At 60.1% G+C, this 16309-nt stretch carries 12 protein-coding genes; 7 read left to right on the forward strand and 5 right to left on the reverse strand.

Translation table 11 applies throughout. From position 1 onward, the window contains the following. The first annotated feature begins 25 nt into the window (after positions 1–25). Positions 26–952 (forward strand): oxygen-dependent tRNA uridine(34) hydroxylase TrhO, encoded by a 927-nt coding sequence (gene trhO / locus K8B33_RS01560; protein WP_223422541.1) that lies wholly within the window; start codon positions 26–28, stop codon positions 950–952. A 104-nt stretch (positions 953–1056) separates the two neighbouring features. After that, complete coding sequence (locus K8B33_RS01565; RefSeq protein ID WP_223422542.1) at positions 1057–2388, forward strand: nitrate regulatory protein; 1332 nt, start codon at positions 1057–1059, stop codon at positions 2386–2388. 52 nt (positions 2389–2440) lie between these two features. On the opposite strand, the gene K8B33_RS01570 is transcribed toward K8B33_RS01565, so the two are convergent. From K8B33_RS01570 to K8B33_RS01580, 3 genes are read right to left on the reverse strand one after another with little or no spacing between them, the layout of a single operon-like run. Further along, on the reverse strand, positions 2441–3295 hold the full coding sequence (locus tag K8B33_RS01570) for an ABC transporter ATP-binding protein (RefSeq protein ID WP_223422543.1): 855 nt from the start codon (positions 3293–3295) through the stop codon (positions 2441–2443). 24 nt (positions 3296–3319) lie between these two features. Beyond that, a complete protein-coding gene (ntrB, locus tag K8B33_RS01575) occupies positions 3320–4192 on the reverse strand; it encodes a nitrate ABC transporter permease (protein WP_223422544.1) in 873 nt (290 codons plus the stop codon). 24 nt (positions 4193–4216) lie between these two features. Continuing rightward, positions 4217–5527, reverse strand: a complete 1311-nt coding sequence (locus K8B33_RS01580) for a CmpA/NrtA family ABC transporter substrate-binding protein (protein ID WP_223422545.1) — start codon at positions 5525–5527, stop codon at positions 4217–4219. A 625-nt stretch (positions 5528–6152) separates the two neighbouring features. Here K8B33_RS01580 and K8B33_RS01585 point away from each other — a divergent pair. The 3 genes from K8B33_RS01585 to K8B33_RS01595 are packed head-to-tail and all read left to right on the forward strand — an operon-like array spanning position 6153 to position 9382. Next, on the forward strand, positions 6153–7508 hold the full coding sequence (locus tag K8B33_RS01585; protein ID WP_223422546.1) for a CmpA/NrtA family ABC transporter substrate-binding protein: 1356 nt from the start codon (positions 6153–6155) through the stop codon (positions 7506–7508). Further along, a complete protein-coding gene (locus K8B33_RS01590; protein ID WP_223422547.1) occupies positions 7508–8497 on the forward strand; it encodes an ABC transporter permease in 990 nt (329 codons plus the stop codon). The genes K8B33_RS01585 and K8B33_RS01590 overlap by 1 nt, the downstream gene beginning before the upstream one ends. A 9-nt stretch (positions 8498–8506) precedes the next feature. After that, positions 8507–9382: an ABC transporter ATP-binding protein gene (locus tag K8B33_RS01595; RefSeq protein WP_223422548.1), complete on the forward strand. Its 876-nt coding sequence runs from the start codon at positions 8507–8509 to the stop codon at positions 9380–9382. Between the two features lie 19 nt (positions 9383–9401). Here the strand turns inward: K8B33_RS01595 and K8B33_RS01600 are convergent, their stop codons facing one another. Both K8B33_RS01600 and K8B33_RS01605 read right to left on the reverse strand, forming a co-directional pair. Then, entirely contained in the window at positions 9402–11087 is a 1686-nt protein-coding gene (locus tag K8B33_RS01600; RefSeq protein ID WP_223422549.1) for a bifunctional protein-serine/threonine kinase/phosphatase, read from the reverse strand. Beyond that, a complete protein-coding gene (locus K8B33_RS01605) occupies positions 11087–12556 on the reverse strand; it encodes a NarK family nitrate/nitrite MFS transporter (RefSeq protein WP_223422550.1) in 1470 nt (489 codons plus the stop codon). The genes K8B33_RS01600 and K8B33_RS01605 overlap by 1 nt, the downstream gene beginning before the upstream one ends. A 788-nt stretch (positions 12557–13344) precedes the next feature. Between K8B33_RS01605 and nirB the strand changes: the two genes are divergently transcribed. Both nirB and nirD read left to right on the forward strand, forming a co-directional pair. After that, positions 13345–15918: a nitrite reductase large subunit NirB gene (gene nirB / locus K8B33_RS01610; protein WP_223422552.1), complete on the forward strand. Its 2574-nt coding sequence runs from the start codon at positions 13345–13347 to the stop codon at positions 15916–15918. Further along, entirely contained in the window at positions 15915–16268 is a 354-nt protein-coding gene (nirD, locus tag K8B33_RS01615) for a nitrite reductase small subunit NirD (protein ID WP_223422555.1), read from the forward strand. Before nirB ends, nirD begins: the two co-directional genes overlap by 4 nt. Positions 16269–16309: the final 41 nt, after the last annotated feature.

A 16309-nucleotide genomic window follows, 5' to 3' on the forward strand; every position in this document is an offset into this window, starting at 1 on the left:
AAACACGGGAGCTTCTGGAAAGGTCATGCGCGAGATTGTTGTTGCAGCACTCTACAAGTTTGTCCGGCTGGACAATTATCAAGCTCTGCAGCAGCCGCTGCTGGATACAATGCATCGGCTGGCCGTGCGTGGCACCCTGTTGCTCGCCGCAGAGGGCATTAATGGCACCGTGTCGGGCACGCGCGCGGCGATTGATGCGCTGCTGGACTGGCTGGCGCAGGACCCCAACCTGGGCGCCATCGAGCACAAGGAATCCTACGTGGAGGCGCACCCCTTCCTGCGCACCAAAGTAAAACTCAAGCGCGAGATCGTCACCATGGGCGTGGAGGGTATTGACCCGCGTCATGTGGTGGGGACCTATGTGGCGCCTGAAGACTGGAATGCTCTGATCAGTGATCCTGAGGTCCTGCTGATCGATACCCGCAACGATTATGAAGTGGCCGTGGGCAGCTTTCGGGGTGCCGTCAATCCGGAGACCACCAGTTTTCGTGAGTTCCCGGACTATGTGCGCGAGCATCTCGACCCGGCGCAGCACCGCAAGGTGGCCATGTTCTGCACCGGCGGTATTCGGTGTGAGAAATCCACGGCGTACCTGAAGGAGCAGGGCTTCGAGGAGGTGTATCACCTCAAGGGCGGTATTCTGAAGTATCTCGAAGAGGTGCCGGCGGAGACATCGCTCTGGGAAGGGGAATGCTTTGTCTTTGATGAGCGAGTGACGGTTGATCACAGCTTGCAGCCCGGACAATACGATCAATGCCACGCGTGTCGCCGCCCGATTTCCGCCGAAGACAAGGCCTCGCCCCTGTATCAGCCGGGCGTTTCATGCCCCCATTGCCATGATCAACTGACGCCGGAGCAGAAGACACGTTTTGCCGAGCGCCAGAAGCAGATCGAACTGGCACGCCAGCGCGGTGTGGCGCATCGGGGTCAGAATCCCCGTCAGGCGGACTGAACGGAGCCCCGGCAGCTGCTGGCGGGCCGTGGCCTGGTCTTTGCATGACTCTTGCCCACTGTTTCACACTATATTGACGTAGTTCGGGTAAAAGAGAGCAGATGATGACCGCTGGACCGCTCGGTAAATCCCGGCAAGACAGGCCTTGTGCGACGGATTTCGTGATTGCTTCAAGGCAGTGCGAGATCGACGATCTGTCGCACCTGATGCGTATGGGGCAGCTCGTTGCCGTCATCAGCAACCTGATTCATGCCCTGCAACGGGAGCGGGGCGCCTCCAACGTCCACCTCGGTTCCGGCGGCGAGCGCTTTGCCGCGCAACTGGATGATCTCCGCGCCGCCTCGGATGAACTGGCCCAGACATTCTACGGCGCACTGAATGAGGTCGCCTCGCGCACCATTGGTGTGCAAAGCGGTGCCCGGCTGTTCAGCCGTATCGCCCATGCAGTGCATGTCCTGGAGGGGCTGGCCCCGTTGCGGGCGCGCATCAGGGCACTGGACCTGGCGCCGGATGAAGCGGTGCGGCACTACAGCGCCATGGTGGGCAGCCTGTTGGCCGTGGTGTTCGAGGCGGCCGATGCGGCCATGGACCCGACCATTTCCCGGCTACTGGTGGCCATGTTCAATTTCATGCAAGGCAAGGAACTGGCGGGCCAGGAACGCGCGCTGGGTGCGGCAGGCTTCGCACAGGGTGAGTTCGATGCTGCCCATGCGGAGCGGCTGAGTGATCTGATCGAGGGGCAGGAGCGCTGTTTCGATATCTTCGCCGAGTTTGCCGATGCCGACAGCCAGGCGTTGTGGTGTGCGGCGCTCGGGGCGACCGATCAGGCGGAGGTGGAGCGGCTGCGGCGTCTGGCGTGCACCGGCAATCTGTCTGCACTGATCAGAAGCGAGAGCGCATCGGCGCATATCTCGGACCATTGGTTCTTGCTGATGACAGCGCGTATTGATGCCATGAAAGAGGTGGAGGACCACCTTGAGGATCAGTTGCAGGCCTTGTGTGTGGAGCGGCTGGAACAGGCACGTTTGCGCCTGGCGGAGCATGAATCACGGATTGGTGCCTTGCAGCAAACGGATGTGGCCGAACCGGACGCGCTGGACAAGGACGCTGTCGAAGAGAACGGTTCCTTTGTCGTGTTCTGCGGGCCAGAACGTTACAGCAGTGAGAGTCTCAGCCCGCGTCTTGGCCGGGCGATTATCGAGATGGTGCATGATCAGTCGCAACGTCTGCAGTCTATGCAGGATGAGCTTGATGCGGCGCGGGAAGCTCTGGAAGAACGCAAGGTTGTTGAGCGGGCCAAGGCATTGCTGATGAAACACCGCAAGTTGCAGGAAGATGATGCGCATCGCCTGCTGCGCAAAATGGCCATGAATCAGGGCAAGCGGCTGGTGGATGTTGCCAGAGCTGTGGTGTCCATGGCGGACGTACTGGGTTGATCCAGCCCATGCTGCACTGCGCGGTCCGCACAGTGCAGCATGGCCCGTCTCATCAACTCGCCCTGGCTTTTTCTGATGCTGTGCCTTCATCCTTCTTTGCCCGGTGCTCACTGAGGTTTTCCAGTTTGCGCTGCTTTTCGTACAGAAAGCGCAGCACTTCCTGACGGTAATGGTTGTAGCGCGGGTCATCCGCGAGTGCGATGCGGTCCCTGGGGCGGGGCAGGTCGATGCTCAGCACTTCCCCGATGGTCGCGGAAGGGCCATTGGTCATCATCACGATGCGGTCCGAGAGCAGGACTGCTTCGTCGACGTCATGGGTAATCATCAACACGGTATTGTGCAGTTCGGCCTGGATGCGCATCACCTCGTCCTGCAGGTGCGCACGGGTCAGCGCGTCCAGTGCGCCAAAGGGCTCGTCCAGCAGCAGAACTTTGGGCTGCATGGCCAGCGCCCGGGCGATGCCCACGCGCTGTTTCATCCCGCCGGAGATTTCCGCCGGTCGTTTGTCCAGCGCATGGGTCATGTTCACCATGGCGAGGTTATGCAGTATCCAGTCATGACGCTCACTGGCCTTCATGGTTTTGCGCAGAGTCTTGTTCACCGCCAGGGCGACATTCTCATATACGGTCAACCAGGGCAGCAGTGAATGGTTCTGGAACACCAGGGCGCGATCCGGCCCCGGCTTGCTGACTTCACTGCCATCCAGGATGACACCGCCGGATGTGGGCGAAATCAGCCCGGCGACAATATTCAGTACCGTGGACTTGCCGCAACCGGAGTGGCCGATGATGGAAATGTATTCGCCTTTGTCGACACGCAGGTTTACCTTGTCCAGAACATGGGACGCAACCTTGCCGCTGTTGAACGTCATGTCGATATTTTCGATTGTCAGATAATGTGCACTCATGATGATGCTCCTTCGCTGCGCGGATTAACTGCCAGCCTCGTTGCCACGTGTGACCCGATTGCCGATAAATACCACCAGCCGATCAAGCATAAAGCCGACGATGCCGACATAGACCAGTGCCAGGATGATGTCGCTGATCAGTGAGGCGTTCCAGGCATCCCAGATAAAGAAGCCGATGCCCACGCCGCCAATCAGCATTTCAGCAGCGACAATGGCCAGCCAGGAGAGGCCGACACCGATACGCAGGCCGGAAAAGATGTAGGGCGCTGCTGCAGGCAGCATGATGCGGTGGAAATATTCGGCGCCGTTCAGTCGCAGCACCCGGGCGACATTGCGATAGTCCTCGGGAATATTGCGGATGCCGACGGAGGTATTGATGATGATCGGCCAGATGGCCGTGATGAAGATGACGAAAATGGCGGATGGATTGCTGTCCTGAAAGCCGGCCAGGGAGATCGGCAACCAGGCCAGCGGCGGCACCGTGCGCAGCACCTGAAACAGCGGGTCCAGACCGCGCATGGCCCAGGTGGATTGGCCCACCAGCACGCCCAGGCTGACCCCGGCAATCACGGCCAGCACATAGCCATAGGCAACACGCTCCAGGCTGGCAAGGATCTGCCAGGCCATGCCGACATCATTGCCGCCATAATCATAAAACGGGTTGACGATCAGCTCCCACGTGTCGCTGACGACCTGAGTGGGGGGCGGCAGCACAGCGCCGTCACCGGAGCAAAGCAGTTCCCATATGCCGAGCAATACTGCCGTAATCAGTACCGGGGGCAAAACGCGATCCAGCGCAAAGCGCAAGGTCCGAGTCGCTGCCTCTGCCCGCCCTGCGGCGTGCATCAGCGAGTGCCCGGGGAAGCGCAGGCCGGAAGTAAGGGTTGATGTGCTCATGGTAGTTACTCCTGCTTGCCGCTATTACCGAAGCCGCTTGATCGCCAGGCTGTCGAGATAGGCCTGCGGGTTTTCGGGATCGAAGACTTTGCCATCGAAGAAGGTCTCGACGCCGCGCGAGGTGGTATCTGGAATGTCACGCTTGTCGATGCCCAGCTCCGCCGCGGCAGCGCGCCAGATATCTTCGCGGTTGACACTTTCCACCAGGGCTTTGGTGTCGAGTTCCTTCGGCAAATAACCCCAGCGGATATTCTCGGTCAGGAACCACTGATCATGGCTCTTGAACGGGTAGGACGCCTGATCATGCCAGTAGCGCATGCGGTGCGGGCTGTTTTCCACGACCCGGCCGGTGCCGTAGTCAAAATGGCCCTGCATGCGATTGATGATGTCTTCATAGGGTGCGTTGATCCAGCGACGCCGTGAGCAGATACGGGCCACTTCTTCGATATTTTCCGGTTGCTCGCAGAATATCTGTGCTTCCATGATGGCCTTCACCAGCGCACGGGTAGCGTTCGGGTTCTGTTCCACATAATCGGCGCGCATACCGAATGCTTTTTCCGGGTGGTTGTGCCAGAGCTCACCGGTGGTGTTGGCGGTGTAGCCGATATTCTGGCGGATCAGCTGTTCGTTCCAGGGTTCGCAAACACAGAAGGTGTCCATGCTGCCAACACGCATATTGGCGACCATCTGCGCCGGTGGCACAACGATGGTGGAGATGTCGGCATTCGGATCAATGCCGGCGGCAGCCATCCAGTAGCGAATCCAGAGATCATGGGTGCCGCCGGGGAAGGTCATGGCTGCACGGACTTCGTTGCCGCCGGCACGTTTGGCTGCGAGCGCCTTGGCGAACTCGCCTGCATCAACACCGACTTTCAGGTCCGCATACTCGCGGCCTACTGAAATGCACTGCCCGGCAAGATTCAGACGGGCGAGGATGTACATGGGGACCGGCTGGTTGTTTGCCGTCATGGCGCCGGTGGCAATCAGGTAGGGCATGGGCGTCAGGATATGAGCACCATCAATGCCGTTACGGGCGGAACCCAGTACCAGATTGTCGCGGGTGGTTCCCCAGGAGGATTGCTTGAGCACCTCGACACCGGTCATGCCGTGTTTGGCAAAGAGGCCTTTTTCATCGGCGACAAACAAGGGTGCTGCATCTGTCAGTGCGATAAAGCCCAGCTTGGCGTTGCGTGTTTCCGGTTGGCCGGTGCTGGCCCGGGCGGTACCGCTCAGTAGCGGTGCGGCCAGGGTCGCGCCCCCGATCGCGGCGGTGGACTGTTTGATAAAATCCCGACGTTGCTGGCCACTGTTGCTCAGCGCTGGTGCCTTTTTCATGACCTTTCCCTCTTTCCGTTCCCGAAAAAAAGCAAAAAAAAACGCCCACGCATACCAGGCTGAAGCCGAAGTATGTGTGGGCGCCATTGCCCGACAAAATGACCCATGCAACAACATCGACATTGATTCCGTTGCACACCTGGAGAAAAGCATGAAGCGTGCCATGTCGGGTTTCGGGGTTGGCTGGATACGCGGCGGGGCAACATTATTCTATAATAATCATGTAGTTATGGATTGCTCGGCGCCCCCGCCCCGGAGTGCGGCTGAGCTCAGGCGAAGCCATGCATTGCGTTAAAGCAGTGCTCTTCGCACCGCTTTAACGCAGCGCAAGACGATGCCCGGCGCGCGCCAGATCGGTGCGCGATATCGTGCAGACTGCCCGGTGATAGCGCAGGAGATGTCGATCTTTGCGGAGAGCTTTCCGTGTTAACACTTTGATTTTTATCGTCGATATGAGGGTGGCATAGCGATTGCATTGTACTTCACCGTCAGAGTGACCGTTGGCCGACAACGTTGTTGGCATTGCAGTCACTTCTCGTATCACTATGTCGGGCAATGGCGCTCACCGCACAGGGAACTGTGCAGTGAGCGTTTTTTTTTGCCCGCAGGGAAAGGGAGCAGAGCTATGACCGCAAGATTCATCATCGCGCTATGCAGTGTGTTACTCGTCTCAGCTCAGGCTGCGGCACAGAACTGGCCGGAAAAGGATGAGCTGCGTTTCGGCTTTATCAAATTGACTGATATGGCGCCATTGGCCATAGCGTATGAACGTGGCTATTTTGAGGATGAAGGTCTCTTCGTCACGCTGGAGGCGCAAGCAAACTGGCGTGTGCTGCTGGACGGTGTGATCTCCGGGGAGCTGGATGGCGCACATATGCTGGCTGGACAACCGCTGGGCAGCACGCTTGGTTTTGGTACCCAGGCGCATGTCGTGACTGCCTTTACGATGGACCTGAACGGTAATGCCATCACCGTATCCAACCAGGTCTGGGAAGCGATGAAGCCGCATCTCGATATGGCGGACGGTAAACCGCAGCACCCGATTCATGCCGGTGCACTGAAGCCTGTCATCGAGGCCCATAATGACAAGGGTGAGGCTTTCCGCATGGGGATGGTCTTCCCGGTCTCTACGCACAATTATGAGTTGCGCTACTGGCTTGCTGCTGCCGGCATTCACCCGGGCTACTATGCACCGCTGCGGGGTGACACCTCGGGCAATATCGACGCAGAAGTGTTGCTGTCCGTCACACCGCCGCCGCAGATGCCCGCCACGCTGGAAGCCGGCACGATTCATGGCTATAGCGTCGGTGAGCCGTGGAATCAACAGGCGGTTTTCCGGGGTATCGGTGTGCCGGTCATTACGGATTACGATATCCGCAACAATATCGCGGAGAAGGTGTTCGGCGTCAGCAATGAATGGGCCGAACGTTATCCCAATACCCACATGCGTGTGGTCAAGGCGCTGATCCGGGCCGGTATGTGGCTGGACGCCGAGAATAATCGCAACCGGGAAGAAGCGGCGCGCATCATTTCACGGCCCAACTATGTCGGCGCGGACTACGAGGTGATCGCCAACAGCATGACCGGGGTTTTCGAGTTCGAAAAAGGTGACGTGCGCGAGGCACCGGATTTCAACGTTTTCTTCCGCCACAATGCGACCTATCCCTACTACTCCGATGCGATCTGGTACCTCACCCAGATGCGTCGCTGGGGCCAGATACCCGAGCACAAGCCGGACGACTGGTATCTCGACATGGCGCGCAAGGTATTCAAGCCGGCAGTCTATCAGGCCGCCGCGCGAGCCCTGATCGAAGAAGGTAAGGCGTCCGCCGCAGACTTTCCTGACATGAACACCGAAAGCGGTTTCCGGTCGCCGGAACATACGACGTTCATTGATGGCATGGTGTTCGATGCACGTGAACCGAACGCTTACCTGCAACGCTTCGATATCGGCCTCAAGCAAGACAGCGGGAGGCTGTGATGACGACGCTGACTTTGCCGCAATGGCTGCAACCCTGGGTGCGCCTGGCGCGGGGCGAGGCACCGCAAGCGCAGATAAGACTGCTGCTGTTGCAGTGGGCGGCGCCCATCGTCGGCATTCTGGTATTGCTGGCAGTCTGGCAACTGGGTGCGTCGCGTATCAATACGTCATTGGGTCAATTTCCCGGCCCGGTACAGGTGTATGAACAGGCCGGCAATCTGCTCGCGGAGCACCGTGCGGAGCGCGAGCGGTCACGGGCGTTCATGTTGCGCCAGGAGGAGCGTATTGCTGCGCGCCTGGCGCAGCAGCCGGACTGGGAACCGGTACGTCGCAGCTATACCGGGGCGCCGACCTTCTTTGACCAGATTCGCACCAGTCTGGTAACGGTGCTGGCCGGTTTTCTGCTGGCATCGCTGATAGCGATACCCCTGGGTATCGTCATGGGGCTCAGTCGCGTGCTGGAGAATGCATTGAATCCGGTGGTGCAACTGCTGAAGCCCGTATCGCCGCTGGCGTGGTTGCCGCTGGTCACGTTGGTGGTGGCGGCACTGTATACGACGGAGGACCCCGCCTTTTCACGATCCTTTGTGGTGTCCATGGTCACGGTGATGTTGTGCAGTCTGTGGCCGACGCTGATCAATACGGCAGTGGGCGTGAAAACGGTCAGCGATGACCTGAACAACGTCAGCCGTGTCCTGCGCCTCAAGTGGCTGACGCACGTGCGCCGGATCGTATTGCCCTCCGCCATTCCGATGATGTTTGCCGGCCTCAGGGTATCGCTGGGCATTGCCTGGATGGTGCTGATCGCGGCGGAAATGCTGGCCCAGAATCCGGGGTTGGGCAAGTTCGTCTGGGACGAATTTCAGAACGGCAGCTCGCAATCGTTGAGCCGCATCATGGTGGCCGTGCTGGTCATCGGCGCCATCGGCTTCGCGCTGGACCGCATCATGGTGCTGATTCAGCGGCGGGTAGACTGGAAACAGGATTAGGAGAATGCGATGAAACCCTTACTTGAGCTCTCATCTGTGGGCATGCATTTTGAAACGCCGGGGGGCATTTTTGACGCACTGCGTGACGTCAATCTGCGTATCAATGAAGGGGAGTTCGTCTCCCTGATCGGTCATTCCGGCTGCGGCAAGTCTACGGTGCTGAATATTGTGGCGGGCCTGTTACAGGCGACGCGCGGTGGCGCCATCCTCGCAGGCCGTGAAGTGACAGCGCCCGGCCCGGAACGCGCCGTCGTGTTCCAGAATCATTCGTTGTTGCCCTGGCTGAGCGTCTGGGACAACGTTGCGCTGGCGGTGCAGGAGGTGTTTCGGCGGCGCATGAATCGCGCCGAGATGCGTGACTGGATAGCGCATAACCTCGAGCTGGTGCAAATGCTGCACGCGCGGGACAAGCGTCCGGGGGAAATTTCCGGGGGCATGAAGCAACGTGTTGGCATCGCCCGGGCACTCGCCATGCAGCCGCGCGTGTTGCTGATGGATGAACCGTTTGGAGCGCTGGATGCCCTGACGCGGGCCCGCCTGCAGGATACGCTGATGCAGATCCAGACAGCACAGGGCAATACGGTGATCATGATTACGCATGATGTCGACGAGGCGGTGCTGTTGTCGGACCGCATTGTGATGATGACCAATGGCCCCTCGGCAACGATTGGCGAGATTTTGCCGATCGATCTGCCGCGCCCGCGTGATCGTCTGATGCTGGCTGATAATGCGCATTACAACCGTCTGCGACACCGGGTGCTGCGATTTTTGCACGAACGGGATGATGACGGTGATGTGGCCGGGGTCGCGGCATCGGTGACGGCTTTGCAGACGCCAGCGTCATCTCCGGCGAGTCCTCCGAAGAAGAGCGCGGCCAGCGCCTGATGGCGCTGGCCGCATGACGTCACAGGTGCAAGGACAGACTCATGATCAGCAGCACCAGCAGAATGACGCTGGTGGCCTGCCAGAGGCGCAGCGTATTGCGCTCCTGGCGGGTGATGATCGCAGTGTGGGCGGCAGGGCGGCGCAGTGCGGCGCGGAACTCCGCCGCATCGGCATAGGGATTGGCATCCGGGTGCAGTGCGCGTTGCAGCACATGGTTCAGCCACATCGGCACGAAGGCATTGTGCTGTTGCAGGCGCAGTGCCGGCTTGTCCGGATCAGGCAGCGTGCCAGTGAGCATCTCGTGGATGATCACCGCCACGGCATACAGGTCTCCCTGCTCGTCCGGCGTGGCGCCGCTACGAATATGACGGGCTGTATAGTGACGCGTACCGAGGGGCAGCGGCGGGGGTTGCTGGTCCAGCCCGCGACAGTAACAACTGCCGAAGTCGATCAGTTTTACCAGCCCGCTGCGGTCGACCATGATGTTGTCGGGTTTCAGATCGCCATGGATCACATCGGCCCGATGCAGGGCGCGCACGCCGTTGAGTAACTGATCCGCCAAGTAGAGCTTTTCTTCCACGGCCGCATCAGGATGTTCGCGCAGCCACTGGCGCAGTGTCACACCATCGATATATTCGAGCCGCTGATACAGGCAACTCTGCTGGCCGACGGGGGGCAGGGGTTTCAACAAGTGAGCGCTGCGCAAGCGCGCGCCGATCCAGCCTTCCAGCGCAAAGCGGGTCAACGCATCAGCATCGTCCTCCAGATTGACGGAGGGTGCCTTGAGTGCGCTGAGCTGGTCGTCAGCATCGCGCACCAGATACAAGTGGCTGCGCGCGCTGGCATACAGCTCATGCACCACGGTCAGACCGTCGACGCGCATCCCCGGCGCCAGCGGTGGCGGCAGCGGCAGTTCGCGCAGCGAGGCCAGTGCGTCATCGGCACTGGCATCCGGCAAGGTCAATACATGAAGGACCTGGCAACTGACGTTGTCGCGGCTGCCATTGTTGAGCGCAAACTGTACCAGGTTCTCGGCGGCCACCTGCGGGGTCTCCGAACCGAGCAGGGTGTCTTCAATGATCGGCCAGGGCAGAACGTCATGCACACCATCACTGGTGAGCAGGAAGATGTCACCCTGCTGCAGTTCGCATTGGCGGTAGTCCACTTCCAGACGCGTATCGCCCCCCATGGCTCGCGTCAGCAGGCGTCGTCCGCCGGCCTGACGGCTGTGATCCTCGGTCAGGCATTCCAGTCGTCTGTCGCGCAGTCGCCAGATGCGCGAATCGCCGACCTGGAACAGATGCGCCAGGCGCGAGCGCAAAATCAGGACCGACAGGGTGCACAGATGATCTTCGCCCGCGAGGGTGCGTCGGCACAGCCAGCGGTTGAGTGCTTCCAGTACGCGCTGCGCCGAGCGCGGCACGCTCCATAGCGAGGGCGTGGCGTAGTAGTCGTTGATGAAACCGAGCACGCAGGCCTCGGCGGCCTCACGCCCCGCCTCGGCGGAGCTGAGGCCATCGGCGAGGGCTGCCACCAGTCCCTTGGTGCGCAACGGCTGGCCGGAAGGCAGTCGCATGGCTACGGCGTCCTGGTTGTGTGGTTTGACGCCGGTCTCACTGCACTGGCCCACGCATACGTTCAGACCGCTTTCTATGGCGTCTTGTGGCGAGGTCCCTGCCTCCCGCAGATCTGGCATGTGTGCCATCAGCTTACCTCGATCAACTGAACCTGGCCGTTCTCGTCCACTTCCGCAATATGTCCGCGCGGTTCTTCCAGCCACTGCACGGCGGCGAGTGTTACTGCGGCAAATGCTGCGATGACCAGGAAGAAGGATGAGGGATCGACAAAGGTCAGCACTGTGAGAAAGCTCACAGCGCCGGCGTTGCCATAAGCACCGACCATACCGGATATCTGGCCGGTCAGGCGGCGTTTGATAAGCGGCACTGTGGCAAACACGGCGCCTTCGCCAGCCTGAACAAAGAACGAGCAGCACATGGTCGCCATGACGGCAAACACCAGCGGCCAGCTACTGCCGATCAGACTCATCAGCCCGTAACCGAGCATCAGCCCACACAGCAGAATGCTCAGGGAGCGTTTCCGGCCGAAGCGATCCGAGAGCCAGCCGCCACCGGGCCGTGCGACCAGATTCATGAACGCAAAGCCGGAGGCCAGGATCCCGGCTGTCACAGCAGCCAGGTTGAAGGTATCGATAAAGAAGAGCGGCAGCATCGACACCACGGCGAGCTCTGAACCGAAGGTGACCAGGTAAGCCAGGTTGAGAATAGCGACTTGCTTGAACGCGTAACGGTCATGCTCCGGCACGCCCTCGCGCAGGCGCTGGTAGTTTACCCGCCAGACCTGATGCAGCTGGACGATCGCCAGGCTCAGAATCACAGCAATCAAAGCCAGTTGCGGTGTCACGCCATACAGTCCGAGTTGCCCCGGACCGAGACGCCAGACGATGACCAGCAGCGCGGCGTAAAGCGGCACACACATTGCCATATAGAAGTACAGGTCGCGCTTGCTGCTGACTTCCAGTGCAGACGCTTTCTTGGGTTTGAAGTAGGACGCACCGGCGGGCGTATTGCGCGCGCGCCAGAGAAAGATCAGCCCGTAGGTGACAGACAGCAGGCCGGTGCAGGCCACGGCCCAGCGCCAACCGTTGTCGCCGCCGAACAGCATGGCCAGCGTGGGCAGGGTAAGGGCTGCCGCCGCGGAACCGAAGTTGCCCCAGCCGCCGTAGACACCCTCTGCCAGCCCGACCTCTCGCGCCGGGAACCATTCGCTGATGAGACGAATGCCGACGACGAAGCCGGCGCCGACAAAGCCGAGCAACAGACGTGTGACAGCCAGTTGCTCATAGGTATTGGCCAGAGCAAAGGCCCAGCAGGGAATCGCTGCCACAATCAGCAGCATGCCGAACACCAGGCGTGGCCCGTAGCGATCGACCAGTGAACCGATAACCACCCGTGCGGGAATGGTTAATGCAACGTTGAGAATGAGCAGTGCCTTGACCTGATCCGAGGTCAGGTCAAAAACCTCACGGATATCCCCCATCAACGGGGCGTGGGAAAACCACACCACAAAGCTGACAAAGAAAGCCATCCAGCTGAGATGCAACAGGCGGACGCGCGGGACAGACAGGTTCAGCAAATTCAGTTTCTGCGTGCTCATGGGTGCTCCATTTCAGGGCCATATCAGGAATGAGCGCGCGGTGCTGCTCAGGAGCCCGCTGCGCCCATGTGTGAACGGGGATAACCGGACACAAGGCCGAGCGTCGTTGCTCCTGGTGCGCTGACTGCGATGATGTCGCCGGTGTCAGGGCAGGGTGTCCGGACCGCCATTGATCCGGAACATGCAGGCAAATAGTGCACGATGCATGCCACTTTTCCCGGAGTGCATCTCAATGGTGCGAAACAGGCAGGCGTGGTGGGCCTTAACCGGGCGTTTGCAGGTTCTGCACGATGTCGCAGTAGTAACCCGCTGCATGGCGATAGCGGACTGCCAGGGCACGGATGAAGGTTCCTGTGCATTGTTTCGGTGCACGGGTGCGCGATCAGGTGGCAGGGGAGGGCGTGGCCGGAGGTTGCCTGGCAATCCCCTGCGCCCGAGCGAAGTCGGGCAGGTGCCGTGTCAGCGGCTGTCCTGCAAGGCTTTGCGGGCGTCGGGGAGGTTGATGGCTGTGTGCTTTACAACGGCTGGCATGAGTTTTGCTCCTTTCATCACGTCGCGACCCGTGCCGCATGCCATCAACGACGATGGCGCCGTGCACTGCCGTGATACAGCGACAAGACATCGCGCTAGGGACAATCGAGCAAAGGCGCTCACCGTCCGGGCCACAGCCCGGGATGTGAGCGCCTTTTTTTTATGTCTGCGAGACGGCGATACCCGCCGAACCGACAGGCGGACCGGTACAGCACGACCTTGTTGTACAACCGAAACATGCAGTGAAGGAGCTTTCCATGGGCAAACCGGCGTTGGTCATCATAGGTAACGGGATGGTGGGGCAGAGCCTGCTCGAAACGTTGAGCGGTCTCACTCATGACTACGCCATCACGGTGTTCAGTGCCGAGCCGCGTCCCGCCTATGATCGGGTGCAATTGAGCAGTTGGTTCAGCGGTGCGACTACTGAAGATCTGGCATTGACCACTGAGGCCTTCTTTACCGAGCACGGTATCCGGCTGCTGCTGGGTGAAGCGGTGGCACGCATCGATACCGCCGGGCGTTGCGTGGAAGGGGTGTCAGGCGCGTCAGTGGCCTATGACAAGCTGGTTATTGCCACGGGCTCCTATCCGTTTGTGCCGCCCATTCCCGGTAACGATCAGGCGCATTGCCTGGTGTATCGCACCATTGAAGATCTGGAGGCGATTCGCGACAGCGCAACCTCATCAAAATGCGGCGTCGTGATTGGTGGTGGTCTGCTGGGTCTGGAAGCTGCCAAGGCGCTGAAGGATCTCGGGCTGGATACCCATGTGGTGGAGTTCGCGCCACGTCTGATGGCCGTGCAGCTGGATGACGGCGGTGCGCGGGTGCTGCGCCACAAGATCGAGAGCCTGGGCGTCAAGGTGCATACCGGCAAGGCAACGCAGGCGATTGTCGCCGGCGAGACCTCACGTTATCGCCTGGAATTTGCCGACGGCGAAACCCTTGAAACCGATATGGTGCTCTTCTCTGCCGGCATTCGACCGGACGATAAACTGGCCCGTGACGCCGGTCTTGAGGTGGGCGAGCGAGGCGGCATTGTCGTCAATGATCGTTGCCAGACCTCCGATCCGGATATCTATGCCATCGGTGAAGTCGCGCTGTGGTCCGGGCGTATCTACGGTCTGGTGGCGCCGGGCTATGAAATGGCCCGTGTCTGCGCCGCACAGCTTACCGGTGATGGCAGCCGCACCTTTACCGGTGCGGATATGAGCACCAAACTCAAACTGATGGGCGTGGAAGTGGGCTCCATCGGTGATGCCCAGGGCAATGCGCCCGGCGCGACCACGTGCGTATTCGAAGACGGGCCCGCGGGCATCTACAAGAAACTGATCCTGGACGCCGAAGGCAAGAAGCTGATCGGCGCCGTGCTGGTCGGGGATACCGCAGACTATGGCATGTTGTTGCAGTACTGCCTCAACGAGATGGCACTGCCGCAGCAACCCGCCGCGTTGATCCTGCCGGCATCCTCCGACAAACCGTCGCTGGGCGTGGATGCGCTGCCCGATTCAGCACAGATTTGCTCCTGCAACAATGTCACCAAAGGCGATCTGTGCAGCGCCATCGCCGGCGGCTGCACCACCGTAGGTGGTTTGAAAACTGATACCAAAGCGGCCTCCAGTTGTGGCGGTTGCGCCGCCCTGGTGAAGCAGGTGCTGGATGCAGAGCTCGTGCGGCAGGGCATTGAAGTCAACAATGACCTTTGCGAGCACTTTGCCTACAGCCGCCAGGAGCTCTATCACTTGGTACGGGTGCATGAAATAAAGACATTCGATGCGCTGCTGGAAAAATTCGGCAAAGGCCACGGCTGTGATATCTGCAAGCCGACGGTGGCGTCCATCCTGGCATCTTGCTGGAACGAATACCTGCTCAAGCCCCAGCACGCCGGCCTGCAGGATACCAACGACTATTTCCTGGCCAATCTGCAGAAGGACGGGACCTACTCGGTGGTGCCCCGCGTACCCGGTGGCGAGATCACACCGGAAAAACTCATCGTTATCGGTGAGGTAGCGCAGCGTTACGACCTCTATACCAAGATCACCGGCGGTCAGCGTATTGACCTGTTTGGCGCCCGGGTGGAACAGCTGCCAAAAATCTGGAGTGAACTGGTGGAAGCCGGTTTCGAATCCGGCCACGCCTACGGTAAATCCCTGCGTACGGTGAAGTCCTGTGTCGGCAACAGCTGGTGCCGCTACGGCGTGCAGGATTCCGTCGCCATGGCGATCTTTGTGGAAGAGCGCTATCGCGGTCTGCGTTCCCCGCACAAGCTGAAGATGGCCGTGTCCGGTTGCACACGGGAATGTGCAGAAGCACAAAGCAAGGACATCGGCATTATCGCAACAGAAAAGGGCTGGAACCTGTATGTCTGCGGCAATGGTGGCATGCGCCCCCGGCACGCCGAACTGTTTGCCAGTGATATTGATGACGACACCCTGATCCGCTACATCGACCGCTTGCTGATGTTCTATATCCGCACCGCTGATCGTCTGCAGCGCACCTCGGTGTGGCGCGACAACATGGAGGGCGGGCTGGAGTATCTGCAGGACGTGGTCATCAATGATTCCCTGAATATTGCGGAAGAGCTTGAACACCAGATGCAGGCGGTGGTGGATACCTATGTCTGTGAATGGAAACGCACTATCGAAGACGCCCAGGCGTTGCGCCGCTTCGATGCCTTCATCAATGACGACAGCGCGGATGAGCATATCGTCTATGTCCGTGAGCGCGGGCAGAAGCGCCCGGCGCGACCTGAAGAACGACAACAGCTGATGGCAGAGGCGCAGCCAGTGCGCTTCGATCCTCAGGCCCGCACGGAAAAAGGAGAACCGGCATGAACAGCAAGGCACAGGTGACGGGTTGGGCGGATGTGTGCGCCGTGAGTGATGTCATTCCGGGTACTGGTGTTGCGGCGCGGATCAACGGCGCGCAGGTGGCGCTGTTCCACACCGAGGACGGGTTCTTCGCGCTGGGCAATCATGATCCCTTCAGCGATGCCAATGTGCTGGCCCGCGGCATTCTGGGTGATATTGGCGGCAAGCTGGTCGTGGCATCGCCGGTATACAAGCAGCATTTCTGTTTGCACACCGGCATCTGTCTGGAAGACATGGCCGTGAATGTCCCGACCTGGCCGGTCACCGTGCGCGACGGACGTGTGCTGGTGGCGCAACAGCCGAGCGCACAGTAATCCGCATGTTCCTTACCAAGCGAGCAAGTCAAGCGAGCAAG

Source organism: Alcanivorax limicola, from assembly GCF_019931215.1.
GTDB classification, from domain to species: Bacteria; Pseudomonadota; Gammaproteobacteria; order Pseudomonadales; family Alcanivoracaceae; genus Isoalcanivorax; species Isoalcanivorax limicola.